Origin of the sequence: Roseovarius sp. W115, assembly GCF_032842945.2 — a bacterium.
In the GTDB taxonomy this organism is placed as follows: Bacteria; Pseudomonadota; Alphaproteobacteria; order Rhodobacterales; family Rhodobacteraceae; genus Roseovarius; species Roseovarius rhodophyticola.
In genome coordinates this window covers 3,487,858-3,512,410 of the sequence record NZ_CP146606.1, presented here as the reverse complement: position 1 = coordinate 3,512,410, position 24,553 = coordinate 3,487,858, and the positions used below count along the sequence as shown (strand labels likewise).

The 24,553-nt window shown below is 57.8% G+C and carries 23 protein-coding genes and 2 pseudogenes; 17 read left to right on the top strand and 8 right to left on the bottom strand.

Going from position 1 to position 24,553, the window contains the following annotated elements; all coding sequences use genetic code 11:
- Positions 1-28: 28 nt before the first annotated feature.
- The 9 genes from RZS32_RS17870 to RZS32_RS17830 all read left to right on the top strand — a co-directional run bounded on the left by RZS32_RS17870 (position 29) and on the right by RZS32_RS17830 (position 7,902).
- Entirely contained in the window at positions 29-892 is an 864-nt protein-coding gene (locus RZS32_RS17870) for a lysophospholipid acyltransferase family protein (RefSeq protein ID WP_317054901.1), read from the top strand.
- Positions 893-916: 24 nt separating this feature from the next.
- The gene (locus tag RZS32_RS17865) at positions 917-1,729 is read left to right on the top strand and encodes a glutamate racemase (RefSeq protein ID WP_317054900.1); all 813 of its coding nucleotides are present in this window, start codon (positions 917-919) and stop codon (positions 1,727-1,729) included.
- Positions 1,730-1,811: 82 nt separating this feature from the next.
- On the top strand, positions 1,812-2,840 hold the full coding sequence (gene argC / locus RZS32_RS17860) for an N-acetyl-gamma-glutamyl-phosphate reductase (RefSeq protein WP_317054899.1): 1,029 nt from the start codon (positions 1,812-1,814) through the stop codon (positions 2,838-2,840).
- A gap of 18 nt (positions 2,841-2,858) precedes the next feature.
- Positions 2,859-3,305, top strand: coding sequence for a cytochrome c maturation protein CcmE (gene ccmE, locus RZS32_RS17855; protein WP_317054898.1), 447 nt, complete (start codon positions 2,859-2,861; stop codon positions 3,303-3,305).
- 60 nt (positions 3,306-3,365) lie between these two features.
- The gene (locus tag RZS32_RS17850) at positions 3,366-3,977 is read left to right on the top strand and encodes a holin-associated N-acetylmuramidase (protein WP_317054897.1); all 612 of its coding nucleotides are present in this window, start codon (positions 3,366-3,368) and stop codon (positions 3,975-3,977) included.
- Positions 3,968-4,558: a holin family protein gene (locus RZS32_RS17845; protein ID WP_317054896.1), complete on the top strand. Its 591-nt coding sequence runs from the start codon at positions 3,968-3,970 to the stop codon at positions 4,556-4,558. Before RZS32_RS17850 ends, RZS32_RS17845 begins: the two co-directional genes overlap by 10 nt.
- Before the next feature lie 58 nt (positions 4,559-4,616).
- A complete protein-coding gene (locus RZS32_RS17840; RefSeq protein ID WP_317054895.1) occupies positions 4,617-6,590 on the top strand; it encodes a heme lyase CcmF/NrfE family subunit in 1,974 nt (657 codons plus the stop codon).
- The gene (locus tag RZS32_RS17835; RefSeq protein WP_317054894.1) at positions 6,587-7,042 is read left to right on the top strand and encodes a cytochrome c-type biogenesis protein; all 456 of its coding nucleotides are present in this window, start codon (positions 6,587-6,589) and stop codon (positions 7,040-7,042) included. Before RZS32_RS17840 ends, RZS32_RS17835 begins: the two co-directional genes overlap by 4 nt.
- A gap of 80 nt (positions 7,043-7,122) precedes the next feature.
- Positions 7,123-7,902 carry an enoyl-CoA hydratase-related protein gene (locus RZS32_RS17830; protein ID WP_317054893.1) on the top strand — a complete coding sequence of 260 codons (780 nt, stop codon included), beginning with the start codon at positions 7,123-7,125 and terminating at the stop codon, positions 7,900-7,902.
- 265 nt (positions 7,903-8,167) lie between these two features.
- On the opposite strand, the gene RZS32_RS17825 is transcribed toward RZS32_RS17830, so the two are convergent.
- Genes RZS32_RS17825 through RZS32_RS17805 form a run of 5 tightly spaced genes read right to left on the bottom strand, consistent with a single transcriptional unit; the run spans position 8,168 to position 11,882 of the window.
- On the bottom strand, positions 8,168-8,995 hold the full coding sequence (locus tag RZS32_RS17825) for a phytanoyl-CoA dioxygenase family protein (RefSeq protein WP_317054892.1): 828 nt from the start codon (positions 8,993-8,995) through the stop codon (positions 8,168-8,170).
- A gap of 13 nt (positions 8,996-9,008) precedes the next feature.
- Positions 9,009-10,184 carry a M24 family metallopeptidase gene (locus tag RZS32_RS17820; RefSeq protein ID WP_317054891.1) on the bottom strand — a complete coding sequence of 392 codons (1,176 nt, stop codon included), beginning with the start codon at positions 10,182-10,184 and terminating at the stop codon, positions 9,009-9,011.
- Positions 10,185-10,187: 3 nt separating this feature from the next.
- Positions 10,188-10,724, bottom strand: coding sequence for a phytanoyl-CoA dioxygenase family protein (locus tag RZS32_RS17815; protein ID WP_317054890.1), 537 nt, complete (start codon positions 10,722-10,724; stop codon positions 10,188-10,190).
- Positions 10,721-11,068: a hypothetical protein gene (locus RZS32_RS17810; protein WP_317054889.1), complete on the bottom strand. Its 348-nt coding sequence runs from the start codon at positions 11,066-11,068 to the stop codon at positions 10,721-10,723. Before RZS32_RS17810 ends, RZS32_RS17815 begins: the two co-directional genes overlap by 4 nt.
- Before the next feature lie 22 nt (positions 11,069-11,090).
- The gene (locus tag RZS32_RS17805) at positions 11,091-11,882 is read right to left on the bottom strand and encodes a maleate cis-trans isomerase family protein (RefSeq protein ID WP_317054888.1); all 792 of its coding nucleotides are present in this window, start codon (positions 11,880-11,882) and stop codon (positions 11,091-11,093) included.
- Positions 11,883-12,006: 124 nt separating this feature from the next.
- On the opposite strand from RZS32_RS17805, the gene RZS32_RS17800 reads away from it, so the two are divergent.
- From RZS32_RS17800 to RZS32_RS17765, 7 genes and pseudogenes are all read left to right on the top strand, one after another.
- A complete protein-coding gene (locus RZS32_RS17800) occupies positions 12,007-12,135 on the top strand; it encodes a hypothetical protein (RefSeq protein WP_339106743.1) in 129 nt (42 codons plus the stop codon).
- A 5-nt stretch (positions 12,136-12,140) separates the two neighbouring features.
- Positions 12,141-12,704: a GntR family transcriptional regulator gene (locus RZS32_RS17795; RefSeq protein WP_339106910.1), complete on the top strand. Its 564-nt coding sequence runs from the start codon at positions 12,141-12,143 to the stop codon at positions 12,702-12,704.
- Positions 12,705-12,724: 20 nt separating this feature from the next.
- Entirely contained in the window at positions 12,725-13,888 is a 1,164-nt protein-coding gene (gene argE, locus RZS32_RS17790) for an acetylornithine deacetylase (protein WP_317054886.1), read from the top strand.
- Positions 13,889-13,928: 40 nt separating this feature from the next.
- Positions 13,929-15,092, top strand: a complete 1,164-nt coding sequence (locus RZS32_RS17785) for an aromatic ring-hydroxylating oxygenase subunit alpha (protein WP_317054885.1) — start codon at positions 13,929-13,931, stop codon at positions 15,090-15,092.
- Positions 15,089-16,080, top strand: a pseudogene (gene eutB / locus RZS32_RS19050) (hydroxyectoine utilization dehydratase EutB). Before RZS32_RS17785 ends, eutB begins: the two are co-directional and overlap by 4 nt.
- Complete coding sequence (locus RZS32_RS17770; protein WP_317054883.1) at positions 16,073-17,065, top strand: cyclodeaminase; 993 nt, start codon at positions 16,073-16,075, stop codon at positions 17,063-17,065. Before eutB ends, RZS32_RS17770 begins: the two are co-directional and overlap by 8 nt.
- Before the next feature lie 84 nt (positions 17,066-17,149).
- Entirely contained in the window at positions 17,150-18,520 is a 1,371-nt protein-coding gene (locus tag RZS32_RS17765; RefSeq protein WP_317054882.1) for an aspartate aminotransferase family protein, read from the top strand.
- A 366-nt stretch (positions 18,521-18,886) separates the two neighbouring features.
- Here the strand turns inward: RZS32_RS17765 and gltA are convergent, their stop codons facing one another.
- The gene (gene gltA, locus RZS32_RS17760; RefSeq protein ID WP_317054881.1) at positions 18,887-20,182 is read right to left on the bottom strand and encodes a citrate synthase; all 1,296 of its coding nucleotides are present in this window, start codon (positions 20,180-20,182) and stop codon (positions 18,887-18,889) included.
- Between the two features lie 72 nt (positions 20,183-20,254).
- A complete protein-coding gene (gene gltX / locus RZS32_RS17755; RefSeq protein WP_339106742.1) occupies positions 20,255-21,664 on the bottom strand; it encodes a glutamate--tRNA ligase in 1,410 nt (469 codons plus the stop codon).
- Positions 21,665-21,861: 197 nt separating this feature from the next.
- Here gltX and RZS32_RS19045 point away from each other — a divergent pair.
- Positions 21,862-23,789 (top strand): annotated as a pseudogene (locus tag RZS32_RS19045) (ComEC/Rec2 family competence protein).
- Here RZS32_RS19045 and lexA read toward each other — a convergent pair.
- Entirely contained in the window at positions 23,783-24,484 is a 702-nt protein-coding gene (lexA, locus tag RZS32_RS17740; RefSeq protein ID WP_317054878.1) for a transcriptional repressor LexA, read from the bottom strand. The pseudogene RZS32_RS19045 and the gene lexA overlap by 7 nt on opposite strands.
- Positions 24,485-24,553 lie beyond the last annotated feature (69 nt).

Below are 24,553 nucleotides of genomic sequence, written 5' to 3'. Positions count from 1 at the left end.
CGGCAAACGAATCGAGCAGAGATCGGATATGCGTCAGGATCGCCATATCGCACGCGACATCAGCTACGCCTATTCCGCGCAAACGCGCGGTGGTCGGGCGATGATCCGCACGATGGAGAACCTGACGGGACGCATCCGCCTGATCAAACGCGCCGAAGGTTATGAGCATGAGGTCGCGGCAGGGCGTGATTTCTGGCAGGTGATGGTTGAACGCTACGGTCTGAGCCTTGAAGTCACAGGCGGCAGCCTTGCCAACATTCCCGCTGAAGGCCCTCTTATTGTGATCGCCAATCATCCTTACGGCATTCTTGATGGCCTGATGATGGGCCACATCCTGAGCCAGACGCGGGGTGATTTCCGCATTCTGGCCAATTCGGTGTTTCGCAAAGCCGAAGATCTCAACCGTGTGGTTCTTCCGGTGAGTTTTGATGAAACCAAGGAGGCTGTGGCCCTCAACCTTCAGACAAGAAAAACTGCACTCAACTATTTGGGTCAAGGTGGTGCCATCGGCATTTTCCCCGGCGGTACCGTCAGCACGGGCGCACGCCCTTTTGGGCAACCGCTTGATCCCAGCTGGCGCAGTTTCACGGCGCGCATGATTGCGAAATCGGGGGCCAAGGTGGTGCCTATCTACTTCGAAGGTCATACCAGCCGATTGTTCCAGGTAGCCAGCCATCTGCACTCGACCTTGCGTATGGGATTGTTGATCAAGGAATTCGGGAAACGTGTGGACACACCTGTTGAGGTGGCCATCGGTAAGCCGATTGCGCAACATGAATTTGCTGAGCGTGCCACAGACGCGAAATCCCTCATGGCCTTTTTGCGCCATAAGACGTATGAGCTTGCCAATGGCGCGGTTGATCCCAACGCGCTTGGGTTTGAATTCGAATAAGGGCGCTATCGGCGCACATATCTGATGGCAGTTGGCATTTTTGATAGCGGTCTGGGTGGGTTAACCGTGCTTGACGCGATCGAGGCGCGGCTGCCGGATCTGCCGCTTTTGTATCTGGGCGACAATGCGCATACGCCTTATGGCGTGCGGGATGCGGATGACATTTTCAAACTCACCGATGCACATGTACGCAGGCTTTGGGATGAGGGCTGCAACCTTGTGATCCTAGCGTGCAACACGGCCTCAGCCGCGGCGTTGCGGCGCATGCAAGAAGCAGGGGTGCCAGAGGGCAAGCGCGTTTTGGGCGTGTTTGTACCCTTGATCGAAGCACTGACCGAACGGCAATGGGGGGATAACTCTCCTCCGCGCGAAGTTGCGGTCAAACACGCAGCTCTGTTTGCAACTCCTGCCACTGTCAGCAGCCGTGCGTTTCAACGCGAGTTGGCTTTTCGCGCGATTGGCGTTGATGTCGAGGCGCAGGCCTGTGGCGGGGTGGTGGATGCCATCGAAGAGGGCGACATGATTTTGGCCGAGGCATTGGTGCGCAGCCATGTTGATGCGCTCAAACGCAAGATGCCCGACCCGCAAGCTGCCGTGCTGGGGTGCACACATTACCCGTTGATGGAGCATGTGTTTCAGGATGCGCTTGGGTCGGACGTTGCGGTTTATTCGCAACCGAAACTGGTCGCCGACAGCCTCAGCGACTATCTGGACCGGCGGCCTGATATGGTCGGTGAGGGGAGTGGCACGCGGTTTTTGACCACAGGTGATCCCAAGACGGTTTCAGACCGAGCCACGCTGTTTTTGCGACGACGCATCGCGTTTGAGGCGGCCTGAGGCCAAGCCCTGTGACATCGCGGTCCCTTGCCGGACCACAAGAATTTTTCTAAACGCCAAATACCATATGAAAGAGGTCACCATGACCCACAAAATCGCCATTCTGGGCGCATCCGGCTATACCGGTGCGGAGCTGATCCGGCTTATAGCGACGCATCCCAACATGGACATCATCGCCCTTGGGGCCAATTCCAAGGCGGGGCAATCCATGGCGCAGGTGTTTCCACATCTACGGCATCTCGACCTGCCGGATTTGGTTAAGATCGAGGATATCGACTTTACCAAGGTTGATCTGTGCTTTTGCGCGTTGCCGCATAAGACCAGCCAGGAGGTGATTTCGGCCTTGCCACATGACCTGCGGATTGTGGATCTGAGCGCCGATTTCCGGCTCCGCGATCCGGAGGCGTATGAGACCTGGTATGGCAATCCGCACAGCGCCGTGGAAATGCAGGGCGAAGCGGTCTACGGGCTGACCGAGTTTTATCGCGAGGCCATTGCCAAGGCGCGCCTGGTGGCGGGCACGGGCTGCAATGCGGCGACCGGGCAATACGTGCTCCGGCCCTTGATTGCGGATGGTGTGATCGACCTGGATGACATCATTCTGGATCTCAAATGCGGGGTGTCCGGGGCAGGGCGCAGTCTTAAGGAAAACCTGCTGCATGCCGAATTGTCAGAGGGGTATCACGCCTACGCTTTGGGCGGGACGCACCGGCATCTGGGAGAATTCGATCAGGAGTTTTCCGCCATTGCCGGGCGTGAGGTGAAAATTCAGTTTACCCCGCATCTCATTCCCGCTAACCGCGGGATTCTGGCCACGGGCTATGTCAAAGGCGACCCGGATGCGGTTTATGCGTCCTTGCAAAACGCCTATGCCGATGAGCCGTTCATCGAGGTACTGCCCATGGGCGAGGCCCCAAGCACGCGGCATATCCGCGGCAGCAACTTTTGCCATATCGGCGTCAGCCGGGACCGGATCGAAGGGCGCGCGATCGTCGTTGCTGCGCTGGATAACCTGACCAAAGGGTCCAGCGGGCAGGCCTTGCAAAACGCCAATCTGATGTTAGGTGAGGATGAAACCGTGGGGCTGATGCTGGCCCCCGTGTTCCCGTAGAGGAAATGTGGTAGGCTGATGAAATCGCTGAAGAAAAAACGTCGCGTTCAGATTATCGCCATCGCTACTGTGGCGCTTGTGCTGTCCACAGGGCTGATTGGGTATGCGTTGCAAGACGGGATAAACTTTTTCCGATCCCCGAGCCAGATCGTCGAGGAACCACCCTTGCCAACGGAGGTGTTTCGCATCGGTGGTTTGGTCGAAGAGGGCAGCATCGTGCGCGGACAAGGCGAAACTGTCAGCTTCAGCGTGACCGATGGTGGAGCTGTGATCCCGGTCACATATACGGGCGTATTGCCAGACCTTTTCTCAGAGAACGAAGGCATGGTTGGCACCGGCACCTATGAGGATGGGGTGTTCAAGGCGACGGAGATCCTTGCCAAGCACGACGAGGAATACATGCCTAAAGAGGTGATCGAGAGCCTCAAGGAGCAGGGTGTCTACAAAGAGCCGGGCGATAGCTGAAGGCTTTCTTAACCCCTTCAGCTGAGCCTTTTGCGGACCCAGAACAACTGGAATGCCGCGATGCTCAATGTTCAAGAAATTGCCAGACAGATCGTTGCCCGAGAGGGCGGCTTCGTCAATGACCCCGATGATCCTGGCGGGGCCACGAAACATGGTGTCACGATAGGGACGCTGAGACGCCTCGGACTTGATCTAACCGGGGATGACAAGGTGGACATCGCCGATGTGCGCGCTTTGCGTCCCGATCAGGCCGTGGATATTTTTCTGCGTCATTATTTTCACAAACCGCGCATCGCTGACCTGCCAGATGTGCTGCAGGCCAGCGTCTTTGACATGTATGTCAATGCGGGGGGCAATGCCGTTAAAATTCTGCAACGGCTGTTAAGACAGATGAACCACGACGTGACGGTCGATGGAATGATCGGACCGCAAACGCTTGTTGCCGCGCGCAAGGCGGCGAAGGCGGCACCTGATCATATTGCGGATGCTTACGGGATTGCACGGCGGAACTATTATTTCCGATTGGCCGACCGGCGCGCCGCCTCCCGCAAATTCGCGCGCAGCCGTTCGGGCGACAAAGGCGGCTGGATCAAGCGCGCGGAAGAATTCATTTCGCAGCGCTATCACCTGAGCAACATGGAATTTCGCGAAAGGACAGCGTCATGGGATTGATTGGCAGAGTTCTGTCCGTGCTCTTTGGCGGTGAACGCAACGTCGTTGCCGAAACCGCCGAAGTCTTTCGCGTCAACGCAGAAGCGGCGGATCAGCGTGCAGCCAGCCTGCAGGGGGCCGCACTCGATCAGCTTTCAGCGGAATTCGCTCATGTCAAAGTGTCTTGGTATGATCGCTTCATCGACGGGTTGAACCGCATCCCACGCCCTGCCATGGCGCTTGGAACGCTTGGTCTCTTCCTGAGTGCGATGGTTGACCCGGTCTGGTTTGCCGAACGCATGCAGGGCATTGCCCTTGTACCAGAGCCGCTCTGGTGGCTTTTGGGTGCGATTGTCAGCTTTTACTTCGGCGCGCGCCATCAGGCAAAAGGCCAGGAATTTCAGCGCTCTATCGCCGCAACACTGGCACGTGTGCCGCAAGTGATCACCGCTGTGGAAGACCTGCGCGCGCTGGATGCGCGCAGCCCGGGCGTGGCCCAAACGCAGTCAGATTCCACGTTGACGTTGGCGGCGGTGCAGCCCTCAGACAATCCGGCGCTTGACGATTGGCTGCGTCAGCGCGCGCACCCCGCGACAATGTGAACCGGTCGGCTTAACCAAAATCATTGGCCAGTCCCGAACGGCTGTTTATATTCAACTTATGATTACAGAGCTCGGGCACTTCGCACTCATCCTCGCCTTCTTTGTGGCGATCTTTCAAATGATCGTGCCACTGGTGGGCGCGCATAACCGCTGGTCGTCCTGGATGGCCACGGCGGAACCCGCCGCAAACCTGCAGTTTGGCCTGACGGCGCTGTCATTTGCGGCATTGACCTATGCCTTTGTCACATCAGACTTTTCCGTGCAGTTGGTGGCTCAGAACAGTCACTCTCTGAAACCGATGCTCTACAAAGTGACCGGAGTGTGGGGCAACCACGAGGGCTCGATGCTGCTCTGGGTGTTGATTGTAACCCTATTCGGGGCCTTTGCGTCTTGGTTTGGAGGCAACCTGCCACCTACGTTGAAAGCTCGGGTTTTGGCGGTACAAGCGTCTGTTGGCGTTGCATTTTTTGCATTTATCCTGTTCTCGTCCAACCCGTTCCTACGCCTGCCAGTGCCGCCCTTTGACGGGCAAGACCTCAACCCGCTTCTGCAGGACCCCGGTCTCGCCTTCCACCCGCCGTTTCTCTATCTGGGCTACGTCGGCCTTTCGATGACGTTTTCCTTCGCCGTTGCGGCCTTGATCGAAGGGCGTGTGGACGCGGCCTGGGGTCGCTGGGTGCGGCCCTATACACTGGCTGCGTGGATTTTCCTGACCATCGGCATCGCGCTTGGCTCCTGGTGGGCCTACTATGAACTTGGCTGGGGCGGATTCTGGTTCTGGGATCCGGTCGAAAATGCCAGCTTCATGCCCTGGCTGATTGCGGCTGCTCTCCTGCATTCCGCCATCGTGGTGGAAAAACGCGAGTCGCTCAAAGCCTGGACTATTCTTCTGGCCATCATCGCGTTCGGCTTCTCCATGGTGGGCGCGTTTATCACGCGCTCCGGTGTACTGACCTCTGTTCATGCCTTCGCCACAGACCCTGAGCGTGGAATGTTCCTATTGCTCATTCTTGGCTTCTTCATGATGGTGGGGCTGACGCTTTTTGCTGCGCGTGCCCATGTGATGCAGGCCAAGGGCGTGTTTGGGCTGGTCAGTCGCGAGTCTTTCCTTGTGGCCAACAATGTGCTCTTGGGCGTTGCCACCTTTGTGGTCTTCGTTGGCACGATCTGGCCGCTCGTGTCCGAGCTTTTCTTTGACCGCAAGCTCAGCGTGGGTGCGCCATTCTTCAACATGGCCTTCACGCCGTTCATGATCCTTTTGGGTCTGATCCTGCCGGTCGGGGCGCTTATGCCGTGGAAGCGGGGTGTCCTGTCGCGAGCCATCAAACAACTGACTGGCGCGTTTGTTTTGGCTGTTGCAGTTGGCCTGCTGGTCTGGGCGATGCAGACTGAGCGCAGCGCGCTTGGACCCGTGGGTCTCTTTTTGGCCGCATGGCTGGTCGCTGGTGCTGCTGTTGATCTCTGGAGCCGCACGGGCCGGGGTGATGATCGCTTTGGCCGCCTGCGCCGTTTGCCGCGCGCGGACTGGGGCAAGTCGGTGGCGCATGCAGGCTTTGGCATCACCATTGCAGGTGTCTCTGCGATGATGGCCTGGGAGAAGGAGGACATTCGTGTCGCTCAGATCGGTGAAACCTATGACTTCGCAGGATATGAGATTACTCTCGCCGATGTGAAAGACGTGGAAGGTCCCAACTATCTCTCCACAACAGCCGTGATAGATGTCGGTCAAAACGGGCAGACGATCGTCTCGCTCAAGCCGGAAAAGCGCATCTACCCTGTAGCGGCCATGCCGACATCTGAGGCGGCCATCGACAACGGCTTTTTGCGCGACATCTATGTTGTGATCGGAGACCCGCAGGTGAATGGCGGCTGGGCGGTGCGCAGCTATTACAAACCGCTGGCCAACTGGATCTGGGGTGGCTCGATCCTGATGGCTTTGGGCGGGGCCTTGTCGTTGAGTGACAGGCGCTACCGCGTGGCCGCAGGCGCACGCAAAACGCGCACAACACCCCAAGCGACGCCAGCCGAATGAGACATGCGCTTGCCTTGATCCTGTGCCTGCTGGCAGCTCCCGTGGCCGCGGTGCAACCCGATGAAATCCTGGATGATCCGGTGCTTGAAGAGCGGGCGCGGGACATCTCGGCGGGGTTGCGCTGCCTTGTCTGCCGGAATGAGAGCATTGATGAATCCCATGCTGATCTGGCGCGCGATCTTCGCCTCTTGGTGCGCGAACGGCTTGTGGCCGGGGACAGCGATGAAGAGGTCGTTGACTTTGTCGTGGATCGGTATGGCGAATATGTTCTGCTCAACCCGCTGACCAGCGGGTCAAACCTTGTGCTCTGGCTGGCAGGGCCCGGCATGCTCTTACTCGCAGGGGCGCTTGGCTGGGGGTATGTTCGACGTCGCGCGACCTCTGAGACTGTTGGCGCGGCTAAGCTCAGCGAAGATGAAGAAGCGCGGCTTCGGCAAATTCTCGACAAGTGACTGTGCGTCGGCGTTGCCTTTGATCCTGATTAAGGGTTGAGTGGCGCGCGAATGAACTCGACGTGCCGGAGGGCAGAGCTTTGAAAGATTACAACACGATCACGTTCGACATCACCGATGACATCGCGGTGCTGACGCTCAACCGGCCAGACAAGATGAACGCGCTCAATGCACAGATGCGCGCCGAGATCACCGATGCAGCACGCGTGGCCGGGCGCAAGGCGCGGGTTCTGGTGATGACCGGCAATGGCAAGGCGTTTTGTTCCGGTCAGGATTTGTCGGATACCGGCCGTGTGTCCGAGCTTGATCTGGAGCGGGTGCTGCGTGACGAATACGTGCCCATGCTGCACGCCATCGGAAATTGCCCGGTGCCCACAATCAGCGCCGTGAACGGCCCGGCGGCAGGGGCAGGGGCCAACCTGGCGCTGACGGCGGATGTGGTGATCGCATCTGAGAACGCCTATTTCCTGCAGGCCTTCACGCGCATCGGCCTTATCCCGGATGCCGGCGGCACCTTCTGGCTGCCGCGCCAGATGGGGGCGGCCAAGGCGATGGGGGCAGCCCTTTTCGCCGAACCCATCAGCGCGCGGCAGGCCGATGACTGGGGCATGATCTGGGAAGCGGTCGATGAGGCGCTGTTTGAAGACCGCTGGCGCGACCGTGCGGTGCATCTGGCCAAGGGGCCGACGCTGGCCTACGCCAACCTCAAACAAGCCATCCGCGGCAGCTGGGACAACGATCTCTCGGCTCAGCTTGACCTTGAGGCGCGGTTGCAAGGCGATTGTGGGAACAGTCGCGATTTTCAGGAAGGTGTGCTGGCGTTCATTGAAAAGCGCCCGGCGGAGTATGAGGGGCGGTAGGTGCTTCCGCGAGTTATGTAAAGTCGGCTTTGAGCCCAAAGTTCCAGGTGTTACGCCTTGCAAGGATGGCTGCGAAGTGCGGTTCGCTGACATTGGCACATGTCTGGATGGCCCTAAGCCGTCTTTGGCAACATCACCTTGATGCTGCAATCGCACCCGCATACTGGACGTTCGCGGCATTCGCGAAGTTGAGGCGTGACTGAACTGGGGCTTTGTGGACACTGTTACCTTTTGCGGTGCCAAGCCAGGCGTTTCATTGACCTTGCTAATAGTCTCGCCGCATCTTGGCGCCATGATAGAGAATGTCTGCCCATGTTTCATTCACCCAATCTCGTTTCTCTATGTCACCGGGATCCATATCGGATGAAGGACGAGGCAAGTGTTCAAAATTCCCAAAAGGATCACGGCCTCTCACCATTTGTGCACCGGTTGGCGTGATCATCTGCTGCACATGTGGCGGCATATAGGGTTGAATGACAAACCCGATGCGCCGGTCATTGCTGCGGTTTGGTTGCGAGCTGTGGATCACCCGGGCGCTGTGGATTGACATTTGGCCGGGGCGCAGGGGCGTGGACACCGCCTTGCTGGCATCCACATCTTCCACTTCCTGCCCGCGGGTCAGAATGTTTTCTTCACCGAATGTGTCGGTGTGATCTTTGATCTCGCCATGGCTGCCAGGGATCATCTGCATGCACCCGTTTTCGTCATTGGCCTCTGTCAAGGCCACCCAGGCGGTGATGCCGACATGAGGTTCCAGCCCCATGTAACGAGCGTCCTGATGCCAGCTGACAAAACCGGGGTCCTTGGGCTCTTTGATGAAAAGAACCGTTCCATAATTGAGGATGTCAGGGCCGATCAGATCCTCAATCGCATCCACAAGGATCGGGTTGTGCACGATCTCATCAAGACACATCAGGTTCAGATGAGCATTGTTGCGCGCAGCCCCCTGAAAGGCTTCGGGCCATTTTTCTTCGGCGGCTTCAAGTTCCTTGCGCAGGCGCAGGGCCTCTGCTTCGGAAAACACATCTATGGGCGAGACGAACCCATCCCGGTGGAAGGCGTCGATCTGGGCCTGGGTGAGTTTTTTCCCCATGTCTACTGTCCTTTCACACGTCGATCACGTGAACATCGCGCGGGAATTGCGTGAGACATGAAGCATCGTTGGCACGTACATGGATTGTTTCGCTCAACTCCATGCCCCAGCCGTCCATCCACATCCCCAGGATGATATGTACGACGGCGTTTTCTGGCAGAACAGTGCTGTCATCAGGGCGGAAACTGATCGTGTGTTCCCCCCAGTCGGGAGAATAACCAAGCCCGATCGAATAGCCGATACGGCTTTTCTTTTCGAGCCCGTACTGATCCAGAACCGCCTGCCAGGCGGCATGCACATCGCAGCACAGCGCCCCGGCCTTCATGGCGGACAGAACTTCGTCCATGCCTTCGCCCACGGCTTTGGCGGTGTCCATCAATATCTTTGGCGGCTCACCCAGATGCACGGTGCGCGCAAGGCCCGCGTTATAGCGTTTGCGGCATCCGCCCAGCTCGAATGCGATGGTCTGGTCCTTCTCAAATGGCGCGTCGGTCCACATGGGATGGGCAGTCGAAGCGGCCTCGCCTGCCAGAACCAGCGGGTGCAATGCGGTCTGATCTCCGCCGAAGTCTGGCGTGCCACGGATTTGAGCGGCGACGACATCGGCCATCAGATCGCATTGCCGTACCCCCGGTCGCACGCCGTCATAGGCCGTTTGCATGGCCTTGCCTGCAATGATTGCGGCCTGTTGCAGCATTGCGATCTCAGCGGGGCTTTTGGTCAAGCGCTGCCAGTTTACCAGCAAGCCGCAATCGCTCCAGTCGCTGTCGGGTGTGCGCTCCATTAAATGACCCACCGCGGCGGGTGTCAAAAAGTAGACGTCACTCTCATAACCGATCCGTTTACCGTTCAACCCCTTCGATTTCATCCAGTCGCCCATGTACTGCGCCGCGTGGAACGTCGTCTGCTGCACATGCGTTTCGGGAAAGGGGACCAACTGTTCTGGTGGCAAATAGGTTGTGAACGCGGCAGCGCCTGCATCCATTTCCCTGCCCATCCAAGTTGGTTCTAGCTCCAGGCCAACCACCATGATCTGCGGGGTGTAGAACGACCAGGCATCATAGCCGGTCAACCAGTTGATATTGGCCGGATCGCCAATCACCAGAGCGTCCAGTTCCTTGGACTGCATGGCGTTTCTGACGCGGGTCAGACGGTCCGCATATTCTTCGCGGGAAAACGGTGGTGCCATAGTCTAGGCCTTTTCCTGATGCTCAAAGATGGAGGTGTAGCCATCGGACCAGTCCGGCGGCATGCGCATTTCCATAGGCTCAAGGCGCGCGTACTTTGCCTCTTCACCGCGCACGACCTTCAGGCAATTTGACGTGGGATACGTCACAGCGGTGTAGCCGATGGCATCGCAGGCGCAGTAGGTGACAATCACCACCGGCCGCCCCAGCTTACTGAGGTTGGCGCGTGAGGCGTGCAGTGCCGCACAATGGTGGACCGTGACGGTGCCAGCCGGGCCGGTCAAATCTACCGCCGTGTCCAGTCCGGCCTCCGCCAATCTTTCATCCGGGATGTAACCAAGCCAATTGTCGTCGTCGTCATAGTGGCTGTAGAATGGGCCTTCGTGGCTTTTGGGGACAACCTGCAAAGGGCCTTGATCGGGACCAATGTCGTTCAGGCACACCAGAAACTGCGCCACGTTGGTGTTGGTCAGCGGGTAGAAGGGAAAATCCTGATGCCACTTCACCTCCTGACCGCCTCCAGCCCATTTGAAGTTGATCATGCACTCGCGAAACCGAACATTCGGGCCAAGCAGATCAGCGGCCAGATCGGTGAGGGGGAGTCTCTGCAGAAATCCCAGAACACAGGATCGAGGTCATCAAGATAGGCAATGCGGCGCAGCCGTGGGTTTTCGGCTGTGTGGCCCGCGTCCAGATCATATGTCTGGGTAGAGCATGTCATGCTGCGCGTCGTCTCAACCAGTGTGGCCATGGCGGTGTTGAGCCGGTCGAGCCAGTTTTGACCGATGGCGCGTTCTTTAACGACATACCCTTGTTCGAAATAAAAGGACCGCTCTTCCTGACTGAGAACCCGTGGGGGATTGGACAAAATTTGTTCGTGGTTCATCGCATACCTCCCGACATGCAGACTAAAACTGCCGTAGCAAAGTGCCATAGCCTTCGACTTTGTCCTCACAGCCCGCTGCCCGAAGGGCCTGCCAGAACATGGCCTGATTGGCGGTGACAACCGGTTTGCCCAAGGCCTGTTCTATGCGGTCCACAACCTCGACTGCACGGATTGCAGTGCAGGAAATGAACAGGGCGTCTGTCTCTGGCCTGTCGGATTTCACCGCAGCCTTGAAAATCGCCTCACCGGTCAGGGCGGCCATTTCTTCGTTGTCTTCGATCCGAAACGACGAGAAGGCGCAGATCTGCTTGCCAGCCGTTTGCAGATAGTCGGCGATGACCGCGTTGACCTCATCCACATAGGGCGTCAGAACCGCCAACTTTTGCGCGCCAAAGGTGTCGAGCGCAGCCAGAGATGCAGTGATCGGCGTGATGCAGGCTGCCTCGGGGCGAACGGCCTTGATGTGATCGGAAATGGCCTCATAGCCGATCACCACCGAGCCTGATGTGCAGGCATAAGCGACCGTATCCAGCCGCCCCTCAGGCACCAAAAGCTCGGCCGCATCTGCAATTCTGGACGCCATTTTCCGCAAGGTGTTCACGTTGCAGTCAGGTGTGTTGGCAATCCGTGTGGTGAAAATCGCGACATCATCGTTGGGCCGCATATTCATGAAGTCACGTTCGACCGTGTAGTCATTGCTGAGCACAATGAGCCCGATCCGATATTTTCCAGGGCCCTCATCGAGCGCAATGTCATCGCAGACCGAAGTGCTTTGAAACCTTGTTATGTCGGCTGTTTGGACGACCTCTGTCATGGCGTAACCTGTATACAGCTTGATTTTAGCTATGCTCACCCCTAAAGCTGAGTCGTGTCAATGGGAGAGGACGCGGCGCGTATGGAAATCGCGTGAAACGCAGAAACTTCACCGGAGGAAGCCGATGGTTAAGTTAGCTGAGACAGCTATCGCCGTGTCCGAGGACGAAACCGGCGCTGAACGGTTTGACCGGATCTATTGCGAATTGCGGGATCGGATTTGCCTTTTGACTTATCCCCCGGGACCGTGTTGAGCGAGGTGGCACTGGCCAAAGAGTTCGGCATCAGCCGCACCCCGATCCGCCGGGTTTTTCACCGGCTTGAATTCATGGGGTTGGTGGCGATCAAGAACGGCGTTGGTACGATAGTGACCGACATTGATCTGAAGACCTTCAAACAGATTTATGACCTGCGCAAACGTCTGGCTGAAATGATGGGAGAGCTGTCGCCGATTGAGATCACACCGGATCATATCAAGACGATCGATGATCTGGTGAAACGCACCCGCGACTTGGCGGACAAGACAGGGGCATTTGATGAGCTGGCGCTCATTGCCAATGACCTGCAACAGTTACTGTCTGATCTGACGGGTAATGCGCCGCTCTGTGAGATCACTGAATTGATGTATTACCGGGTGGCGCGCATTTGGTACACGTTTCTTCCTCAGTTTGGTTGGGACAAGGCGCATGCGGGGCAGCTCAACGAGTTAGAAGAAATTCGCGCGGCCATGTTGGACAATGACATTCGCAGTGTTGGGCACTACCGCAGCATCGACCTTCAACGGATGTTGACCCTTCTTGGTCGATTGCTGGCAGAACCATGACGCCGTCCGAGGATAAAGCCATGCCCCAAACACTGGATGCGGCCTTAGATATCCTTGACGCTCTGGTCGGTTTTGAAACTGTATCCGGACGTCCAACCCATGGGATCATTGGTTACATTCAAGACTTTCTGGCACATCACGACATTTCCTCGACCCTCAGCTTCGACGAGGCCAAAGAACGTGCCAACATCTTTGCGACAATCGGGCCAGAGATCGACGGCGGTGTAGTGTTGAACGGGCACACCGATGTTGTCCCGGTGGAGGGTCAGGACTGGTCGAGCGACCCGTTCACGCTGACCCGCAAAGGCAACAGGCTTTATGGGCGTGGATCGGTTGATATGAAGGGGTTTCTGGCCTGTGTTCTGGCGTCGGTGCCTGTGTTCAAAGCCGCACCCCTGACCAAGCCTATTCATATCGCGTTTACATTTGACGAGGAAACGGGCGGGCTTGGGATGCCCGTCCTGCTCGAAAGCTTGTCGGGGTTTGCCTATCGCCCAGAGATCGTCATCGTCGGAGAGCCGACGCAGATGAAGATCGTGACCGGCCACAAGGGCGGCTATGAGATGCGCACTGAAATCAAGGGCCAAGAGGCGCATTCCTGTGACCCAAGGCAGGGTGTCAACGCAATCACCGCTGCGATGAAGCTGATCTCGAAGATTGAAGAGATGAATGCGCAGCGCGCGGCAAACCCCTTGGAAGGCTCGCCCTTCAGCCCGCCGTATCCTACCTTTAACGTCGGCACGGTAGAGGGCGGCGCGGCGCGAAACGCAACTGCTGGGTGGTGCAACTTCGATTGGGAATACCGCCCGATGCCGGGCGAGGACGGATCAGTGGCCATCGCTGAAATCCAAGCCTTTGCCGAGCAGGACATCCTACCTGCTATGCGGGCCGTCTGCGACGGTGCCGAGATCCGGATTATAACAGAAATTGCCGTGCCGCCGCTGGATGACCGCAATGCCGCGAAGGCGGCGGAATTTGTAAGCATGATCACGGGGCTGAACGACACCGGCGTGGTCTCTTTCGGAACTGACGCGGGCTATTTTAGCGACGCTGACTATTCTACCGTGGTCTTTGGCCCAGGCGATATCAGCCGCGCTCATAAGGCCGATGAATATATTGAACTCGAAGAGCTGACGCAGGGGTTGGATTTCCTGCATAAACTCACCACGCGATTATCGAGTTAACGCCAAACCCAGCGATTGAGGTCCTGTCATGCAGCCCAATATGCCACTTTCCGAATTGCTTGACGCGGTATCCGCGAATGCCGCTTTGCCCGAAGATCAGTCCGAGGCCACGCCGCCTCAGGTTTATACATCTCAGGCATTTCTCGAATTGGAACGGGATGTGATTTTCAATTGCGAATGGATTTGCGTGGGCCGTTCGGATGAGTTTGAAAAGCCTGGCGACTACCGCGTCATGACCATCAGCCGCGACGAGGTCTTCATCCTGCGCGACCATGACGGTGTGTTGCGCGCGATGTCCAATATTTGCCGCCACCGGATGATGAGCCTGCTGGAGGGCGAGGGCAGCATCGGTGGCAAAATCACCTGCCCCTATCACGCCTGGACCTACACATTGGATGGGCAGTTGATCGGGGCGGCCCATATGCGGGAAAATTTTGACAAACGAAATTGTCGCCTGCCGCAATTCGCCGTCGAAGAATGGCTGGGCTGGGTGTACGTCAATCTCGATCCGTCGGCCAAGCCTTTGGCGCCGCGACTGGCGCCCCTGTCAGAGCTTTTGGCCAACTATGATGTCGCCAGCTACCGCACTCTGTTTCGGGTGGATGAGATCTGGGACACCAACTGGAAAATCCTCTTCCAGAATTTCATGGAGCCTTACCATCTGTTTGCCGTGCACAGCAAAACCGTAGAGCCGGTTCTGCCCACACAACATGCGCATGTCGTGACCGGCGGTCCGGGCTACTGCCTTTACACGCAAGGGCGCAATCCCGGTGTCGCGTTTGAATATAGCGAAGCCATGGCAAACCCGAACCCGAAGCTGTCCGAGGATGAGGTGAACAGCGTGCCGCTCTTTGGTGCGTTCCCGGCTCAGATGGCGTCTGTGTCGGCAGAGCGGACCTTCTGGATGTCTCTAATGCCGGTTGAAACGGACAAGGTGCGTGTGTTCTGGGGTGTTGATGTCCATCCTGACGCCATGCCCGTAGGGGAGGAATTTGACGCGCGTGTGGAAGAGCTGAAAGCCAGTTTTCATGCGATCAACGATGAGGACAAGCCCATCACGTCGGCCATCGCACGTAATGCCGCGGCCCTGTCGGCGCAGCCGGGGCGCCTCTCTCCAAAGGAGCAGACCATTTGGGAATTTCAGCGCTACCTGGCACGGATGCTGACCGGGCCAAAAGTGTCCAAGCCAAAGGCGGCGGAATGATTGATATTGCCAAGATCGAGGCCGCGCGGGGCCGAATTGCCAGCACAGTCCACCGCACAAGGACCGAGCTTTCAGACAGGCTGAGCACGGCGGCGGGCGTTCCGGTGTACCTGAAACTGGAGCATCATCAGCGGACGGGATCATTCAAAATCCGTGGTGCGACAAACGCCATTCTGAACCTGACAGACGATCAGCGCGCAAAGGGTGTTGTTGGTGTGTCCACGGGCAACCATGGTCGTGGGCTGGCTTATGCGGCGCGGCAAAATGGGGTGCGATGCATCGTGGCGATGTCCAAACTGGTGCCGCAAAACAAGATCGACGGCATTCGCGCGCAAGGCGCAGAGGTGCGCATTGTCGGTCAAAGCCAGGATGATGCTCAGGTTGAAGTGGATCGGTTGGTCGAGGAAGAGGGCATGACGATGATCCCCCCTTTGATCACCCCGACATTATTGCAGGGCAGGGCACGCTTGGCCTGGAACTCATCGAAGATGTGCCCGACCTGAGCACAGTGCTGGTGCAGCTTTCCGGCGGTGGTTTGATTTCCGGTGTGGCCGCCGCATTGAAGGCGCGCAAACCCGACATCCGCGTCATCGGTGTGTCGATGGAGCGCGGGGCAGCCATGTATGCGTGCCAGAAAGCGGGTAAGCCAATCGCTGTGCCCGAGCTTTCAACGTTGGCGGATAGTCTGGGCGGAGGCATCGGGTTAAACAACGCATACACGTTTCAAATGACCCGCGATCTGGTGGACGATATTGTTCTGGTCAGCGAGGCCGAGATTGCCGCTGCCATTCGGCACGCCTATTGGCAAGAGCACCAGATCATCGAGGGGTCAGGTTCGGTTGGGATTGCAGCCCTGCTCGCAGGCAAAGTGAGACCGAATGGCGAAACCGTGCTGCTCCTGAGCGGTGGTAACATTGACATGGCGTTGCACCACCGAATTGTTTCTGGCGAAGATGTGGATGTGACGGCGGGGGACAAAAATGCCTGATATCAAAATTTTGACCGAAACCGAATTGCGCGCACTAGTGCCGCTTGATCTGTCGCTTGTTGATAGCATCGAACAGGGGTTTGCCGCTCTGGCCGGTGGCGGTGTGGAAATGCCGCCCATCGTGTCGATGGGCATTCACGAAAACAACGGTGAGATTGATATCAAGACGGCCCATATCAGCGGGGCTGAGAGTTTTACAGTCAAGATGTCGCCGGGGTTTTATGACAATCCCGCCATGGGCTTGCCGACGACCAATGGCATCATGGTGGTCTTTTCGGCCAAAACCGGACAGGTCGAGGCGGTGTTGCTGGACAACGGATACTTGACCGAAGCGCGCACGGCGGCAGCGGGTGCTGTGGCCGCGCGTCATCTGGCACGCGCAGAGGCCTCTCGCCTGTGTGTGATCGGTGCAGGCGCGCAAGCAAAGCTGCAAGCTGAGGCCATTCACCTTGTTCGTCCGTTGACACATGTCACGGTATGGGCGCGCGATCTCGCAAAGGCACGAAAGGCTGCCGAAAGTATCTCCAACACATTGAGCGTTGAGGCGTCTGCCTCTGAAACGGTTGGCGAAGCGACCCAAACGGCAGATATAATCGTCACGACAACACCAGCAAAAACTCCGCTTGTTCAGAAGGGCCATGTCAAACCGGGGCAGCTTGTGATCGCCATGGGGTCTGATCAGGACGGCAAATGCGAGATTGATCCAGCGCTTGTCGCGGCGGCGGATCACTATGTACCGGATCGTTTGTCCCAGACCAGAGTTCTGGGCGAGCTGCGCGCCGCCATGGCCGCTGGGCTTGTGTCAGAGACCGCGCAATTCCCAGAGCTTGGCGAGGTGGTTATAGGTGCATTGCCCGGATACGATGCTGCGACGAGCCTGACAGTCTGTGATCTGACCGGAACCGGGGTGCAGGATACGGCTGTTGCAACACTGGCCCGTAAGCGCGCCGAAGCGGCGGGCAAAGGCACGTCGTTCACAAGTTAACAAAGATGCGCAAGATTGCCTCGAAGAGCCAAACCTCGAATGCGTCCCCGAAAGCCGCGCATAAGCGCGAATGGAGTGTCAAATATGCTTAAGAATGATCTGCTGGAACAATGGGATCGCGAAACCTTTTTTCATCCGTCGACCCATCTGGCCGAATTTGCCCGGGGCAATCTGGCGCAACGCGTGATTACTGGCGGATCAGGCTGCCATATCGTGGACCGCGACGGTAACCGGCATCTGGACGCCTTTGCCGGGCTCTACTGCGTGAATGTCGGATATGGTCGTGCTGAAATTGCCGAAGCCATAGCCGAACAAGCCAGGGAACTGGCCTATTATCACGCCTATGTCGGGCATGGCACCGAGGCCAGCATTACCCTGTCCAAAATGATCCTGGATCGTGCGCCCGACCACATGAGCAAGGTCTATTTCGGACTGTCAGGCAGTGACGCCAATGAAACCAACATCAAGCTGATCTGGTATTACAACAATATTCTCGGACGCCCTGACAAGAAGAAAATCATTAGCCGCTGGCGTGGATACCATGGCTCGGGTCTGATGACGGGGTCGCTGACTGGGTTGGAACTCTTTCACAAGAAATTTGATCTACCTTTGGGCCAGGTCGTTCACACAGAAGCCCCGTATTACTTCCGTCGCGCCGACCTGAACCAGAGTGAAGCAGAGTTTGTGCAGCATTGCGTCGCGTCGCTGGAGGCTCTGATTGAGGAAGAGGGCGCGGACACCATCGCGGCCTTTATCGGTGAACCGGTTCTGGGCACAGGCGGGATCGTCCCGCCGCCCGCAGGGTATTGGCCCGCTATTCAGGCGGTTCTCGACAAGCATGATATCCTACTGATCGCGGATGAGGTGGTGACAGGCTTTGGACGGTTGGGCAGCATGTTCGGTTCGGGCCACTACGGAATCAAACCTGACCTCATCACCATCGCCAAAGGACTGACCAGCGCCTATGCGCCCCTGTCAGGCAGTATTGTCAGTGACCGGATGTGGCGTGTGCTGGAGCAGGGCACGGATGAAAACGGCCCGATTGGGCATGGATGGACCTATTCCGCGCATCCCATTGGAGCCGCCGCCGGGGTTGCCAATCTGAAACTGCTTGATGCGCTTGACCTGATCTCCAATGCCGGTGCGGTTGGGCAATATTTGACCGCACAAATGGCAGATTCCCTGGCGGATCATCCCCATGTCGGCGAAGTGCGCGGCGAAGGTATGCTCTGCGCGGTCGAACTGGTGCGAGAGCGCGAAGGGCGTGTGTTCTTTGATGCGTCAGAAAAGATCGGCCCTCAGGTGGCCGCCGCCATGGCAGAGAGCGGTGTCATCGCACGCGCCATGCCGCAAGGCGATATCATCGGTTTTGCCCCGCCATTTTGCCTGAGCCAGAAAGAGGCTGACGAAATCGTGGGCAAAACCAGACAGGCAATTGAAAGGGTGTTGTCGTAAGGCAGTTTCCATGTCTCTGTCCAGTTTTGAGCCTGGACAGTGTATTTTGCGACTTGAAGCGTGAATGAGAGGCCGGTTTTGACCTAGATGTGGTGTTCGTCGACGCAACCAAGCCACGACGGCTTCCGCGTTTCGAATGTCTGCTTTCCTAGCGCCACCCTATATTTTCGCGCCTGCAGCACATTTGTACTTTACGCCCTTGATGCTTTTCGCTGCGGTCGCGAACCATACAAAACAGCCATTCAACTGCAAGAAACGAATGGCAAGATTGTCCCGTATTGCAGTCATTAAACCAAAACCACCCCCACAAGCGCATGTGAGGGTGGTTTTTAACTTGAAATTACACTTTGGGCTGCCCCGACAGGACTACCGCTTTTCCATATCCACATAATCCCGCAGCGTCTCGCCCTGATAGAGCTGGCGCGGGCGGCCGATTTTGAGTTGTGGGTCGGCGATCATTTCTTTCCATTGTGAAATCCAGCCCACTGTGCGGCTGAGTGCAAAGATCGGGGTGAACATTGAGGTGGGGAAGCCCATCGCATCCAGAATGATGCCGGAATAGAAGTCCACATTCGGGAACAGCTTCTTCTCGGCGAAATACGGGTCCGCCAGAGCCTGTTTTTCAAGCTCTTTGGCAACCTGAAGGGTGGGGTTGTTTTCCACCCCCAAGAGATCGAGTACCTCATCTGCGGATTGCTTGAGCACCTTGGCGCGGGGGTCGAAATTCTTGTAGACCCGGTGGCCAAAACCCATCAGGCGGAAATCATCGTCCTTGTCCTTGGCGCGGGCGATATATTCCGGAATGCGGTCAACCGAGCCGATCTCGCGCAGCATTTCAAGGCAGGCCTGGTTCGCCCCGCCATGCGCCGGACCCCAAAGGCAGGCAATGCCCGCGGCGATACAGGCAAACGGATTGGCGCCGGAGGAGGAGGCCAGACGCACTGTGGATGTCGACGCGTTCTGCTCGTGATCGGCGTGCAGGGTAAAGATCCGATCCATCGCGCGGCTCAGGATCGGGTTCACCTCATAATCCTCGGCAGGCACGGCAAAGCACATGCGCAGGAAGTTCGAGGCATAGTCCAGCTCATTGCGTGGATAGACAAACGGCTGGCCCAGTGTGTATTTGTAGGCCATCGCCGCGATGGTCGGCATCTTGGCGATCATGCGGATCGAGGCGACTTCACGTTGCCAGGGATCGGAAATGTCGGTGCTGTCGTGGTAGAAGGCGCTCAGTGCGCCGACGACGCCCACCATGATGGCCATCGGATGCGCGTCCCGGCGATAGCCGCGGAAGAGGAAATGCATCTGCTCATGCAGCATGGTGTGCATGGTCACGCGGTTCTCAAAATCCTCCAGCGTGGCCGCGTCGGGCAGTTCGCCGTAGAGCAGAAGATAGCACACTTCGAGATAATGCGACTTCTCGGCCAACTGATCAATTGGATAGCCACGGTGCAGCAATTCGCCTTTGCCGCCATCAATGTACGTAATTGTGCTGTCGCAGGATGCGGTCGAGGTGAAACCGGGGTCGTAGGTAAACACACCCGCCTGACCGTAGAGCTTGCGAATGTCGAGGACATCTGGTCCGGCCGTCGGCGAATAGATCGGCAGATCATAATCGGTGCCATCAATTGTCAGTTTTGCGGATTTTGTGCTTTCGGCCATCGGGTTCTCCATCATCTCGCGGATATCCTAAGACATCCCGCAGTGCATAGTCCTGCGACCCTTTAGGCTTGGTTAAACCTGACCTTGGGCCGCATCGTTTATTCGGGCCAGAGATTCCTCTCGCCCAAGTACCAGCATCATGTCAAACACACTGGGTGTTGCGCTTCGTCCTGCAAGGGCTGCCCGCAAGGGGCCGGCGAGCTTACCGAACTTGATGTCCTTGGTCTCCGCGAAGGCCATTGCAGCGGCCTCCAAAGCGTCTCTGGACCACGTAACATCTTGCAGTCGCGGCGTCAATTCATGCAGTATACCACGGGATACATTATCAAGCTGTCCGGCGGATTTCTCATCCGGAGTGATTGGTCGATTTGTGAGAATAAACTCAGCCTTATCAATCAGTTCAGGAAAGGTCTTGGCCCGCTCTTTCAGGCAGTACATACCCGTTGACAGCAGATCACGTTTTGCTGTGGGCAGGCTGTTCGCGCCAGTAGACGCCAAAAAACCCTCCAATTCATGCAGCAGTGCAGCATCGTCTGCAGCGGCGATATGCTGGCCGCAGAGATTCTCCAGTTTTTTGAAGTCAAACCGGGCCGGGGATTTGCCGATTCCACTGAGGTCGAACCACTCTTGGGCTTGGGCGTCGGTGAAGAATTCATCATCTCCGTGGCTCCACCCAAGTCGCGCCAGATAGTTACGCATACCAGCCGCCGGATAGCCGATTTTCTGGTATTCATCGACGCCAAGCGCGCCGTGGCGTTTTGAAAGCTTCTTGCCATCAGGACCATGAATCAGCGGAATATGCGCCCAGACGGGGATGTCCCAGCCCATGGCTTCAAACACCATCATCTGGCGTGCGGCATTGTTGAGGTGATCATCGCCCCGGATCACATGTGTCACCCCCATATCGTGATCATCCACCGCCACGGCCAGCATGTAGACCGGCGTACCATCACTGCGCAGCAGGACCATGTCATCTAATTGGTCATTGCGGATCGTGACATCGCCCTGCACCTGATCCCGAATAACAGTATTGCCATCCTGAGGTGCCTTGATGCGGATCACGTAGGGCAGGTCGGGATGGGTGGCCGGGTCCGCTTCACGCCAGGGGCTGCGAAACAGGGTGGAACGGCCTTCGGCGCGCGCCGCCTCACGAAAGGCCTGGATGTCTTCCTGTGTGGAGAAGCATTTGTACGCCTTGCCCTCGGACAGGAGCTGATGCGCCACTTCGGCATGGCGGTCGGCGCGGTCAAACTGGCTGATGACATCGCCGTCATGATCCAGTCCAACCCAAGCCATACCATCCAGAATGGCCTGTGTGGCCTCGGGCGTTGAGCGCGCTCGATCAGTGTCCTCAATCCGCAAGAGAAACGTCCCGCCGCGGCCCCGTGCATAAAGCCAGTTAAAGAGCGCTGTACGTGCCCCCCCAATATGGAGATAGCCCGTAGGCGAGGGGGCGAAACGGGTCACAACCTTTTGCGCCATGAAAACGTTAACCTTTCAGTAAGAGGCAGAGGCCAAGCTTGCGTGCAAACCGGCGTGGTCTGTCTACCCAGCCGCTGCACAGGAAACAAGCCTTGAGCCATGCGCACGCATTTGCGGTTCGGCTGTGTCAGACCATCACACTGGTTTGGCTGTCGCAGCGCGGGTATCTGTTCGGCTGGGTGCCGGTCTGTTTGGCCATGGGAATCGGCGGATATTTTCTTCTGAAATTTGAACCTGGGGCGACGCACTACGCTGTTCTGGGATTGGGAATGGCTGTGTCTCTTGTCGCCAGTCGCTGGCTGGCGCCTGAGGTCCGTCCGGCGCTCTGGGCTTTGTCACTTGTGGCTCTTGGCGGGGTCCTGGCCGGGGCGCGGGCGCATTTGCTGGCAGAGCCTGTTCTTGGCTGGCGATATTACGGCCCGGTGCAGGGACGACTTGTGGCGCTGGATCGTTCGGCCTCGGATGCTTTGCGCCTGACATTGGACCAGGTGGTCCTGACCGGCATTCCGATGGATGAGATACCGGCGCGCGTGCGTGTGGCGTTGCATGGGGATCCTCCGATTGTGCCACTGACACCTGGAACGACCCTGATCCTGACAGCGCATCTGTCCCCTCCCGGAGGCCCGGTTGAGCCCGGCGGGTTCGACTTCCAACGCCACGCCTGGTTTCAGCAACTGGGTGCCGTGGGGTACACCCGCACACCTGTTCTGCGCCTGAGACCGCCGGGGCAGGGGCAATGGATCACCCGCACGCGCATGGCCCTATCAGCGCGGGTGCAATCCAAACTGGAGGGCGAGGCCGGGGCCTTTGCCGCCGCCATCATGACCGGGGACCGCTCGGCCATGGGGCAGGACACGCTCACCGCTTTGCGAGTGTCCAATCTGGCGCATCTTCTGGCCATCTCGGGGCTGCATATGGGCTTGCTCACAGGGTTTGTTTTTGCCGCCCTGAGGTTGGGTCTTGCTGCGATACCGTCGCTGAATGTCCGCTGGCCAACACGCAAACTTGCGGCCATAGGCGCGTTTTTTGCAGCCGCCGGATACTTCGCACTCTCGGGGGGAACGTCTCGACCGAACGGGCCTTTGTGATGGTCACGGTCATGTTGATCGCGGTGCTGGCGGACAGGCGTGTGTTGAGCCTGCGCTCGGTGGCGGTTGCGGCTATCATTGTGCTGGTCTTGCGCCCTGAGGCCTTGCTGGGGCCGGGGTTTCAGTTGTCCTTTGCAGCAACCGCAGCCCTGATTGCGGTGTTCAATGGCTTGAGAGACCGGGATATCTCTCTTGGCCCACGCTGGTTGCGCCCTGCGGTGGCAGTGGTGATTTCCTCGGCTGTTGCAGGGCTGGCCACGGCGCCCATTGCAGCCGCGCATTTCAACCAGATCGCGCATTACGGTCTAATTGCCAATCTTCTCTCAGTGCCCCTCATGGGGGTGATTGTGATTCCAATGGCGGTACTCGCCGGGCTGTTGATGCCATTTGGCCTCGAAGGCCCGGTACTCAGCATCATGGGGCTCGCGCTGGATTGGATTCTCGGAGTTGCGCACACAACGTCCGGCTGGGAAGGCGCAAGAGGGATGGTGCCGTCTCCGGGTAAGGCGGTTTTGCCGCTCATCGCGCTTGGCGCGCTCTTTGCGCTTTTGTGGAAAGGGCGGTTGCGGATATTGGGCGTTGTGCCTGTTGTCCTGGGTTTTGCGCTATGGGCCGGAACGCCCAGACCGGATGTGCTCATCGCGGAAACCGGCGGGCTCGTGGGCATTATGACGGATCAGGGTCGCGCGCTGTCTAAACCGCGCGGTGCGGGCTTTGTTGCGCTCAACTGGCTTGAGAACGATGGAAATCCAAGCTCTCAGGACGCGGCAAACGCGCTTTGGTCAGAGAGCACAACCCGCGCATGGAAGATCACTCATTTGCTGGGCAAAAAAGCCGCTGAAAGCTTTGACAGCTGTGCGCGAGAGGATTGGGTGATCCTGTCCGCTGTGCCGCGTGACCTGAACCTGCCGTGCCGCGTTATTCATCCCAAAACGCTAAGGGCAAGCGGTGCGCTTGCCCTCTACAAAACCAAAGATGGGATCAAAACCATATCCGCGCGCGATGTCACCGGCACACGGCTCTGGCATGCTCAGTAGCTTCGGATCAGCCCGACCAGCTTGCCCTGAACTTTGACTTTGTCATCGGGCAGAACACGCGTTTCATAGGCCGGGTTTGCGGCCTCGAGCGCGATGGCGTTGCCTCGGCGGTAGAACTTTTTCAATGTTGCTTCCTGATCCTCAACCAGAGCCACAACGATGTCGCCATTATCGGCCGAGTTGGTTTCGCGAATGATCACCACGTCGCCGTCATTAATGCCCGCATCGATCATCGAGTCGCCCTTGACTTCAAGTGCGTAATGCTCGCCCGGGCCGCTGATCATATCGCCGGGCACGGCCACATTGCGGCTCGCATGGGCAATCGCCTCAATCGGCACACCGGCGGCAATTCGGCCCATCAGTGGCAGCTCCATCACCTGAGCGGCATCAACCGGTTGGGCATTGGCAGGTTGCGGCGTGTCGGGCTTGTCGCCCTCGATCACACGCGGGGTAAAGCCCGGTGCGCTGTCGCCGATCATATTGTCGGGCAGTTTGACAATCTCAAGCGCCCGTGCCCGATGGGCAAGACGACGGATAAATCCACGTTCTTCCAGTGCGGTGATCAATCGGTGAATGCCGGATTTGGACCGTAGATCAAGCGCATCTTTCATCTCATCAAAACTGGGCGGCACACCGTCGCGCTGCACCCGTTTATGAATGAACTCCAACAAATCGAGCTGCTTCTTTGTCAGCATGAAACCATTCCTCCAAGGCTCGTTGGTTTCTCTTTGTTCTATTCATGTTCATGTTTTGTGTCAACAGGC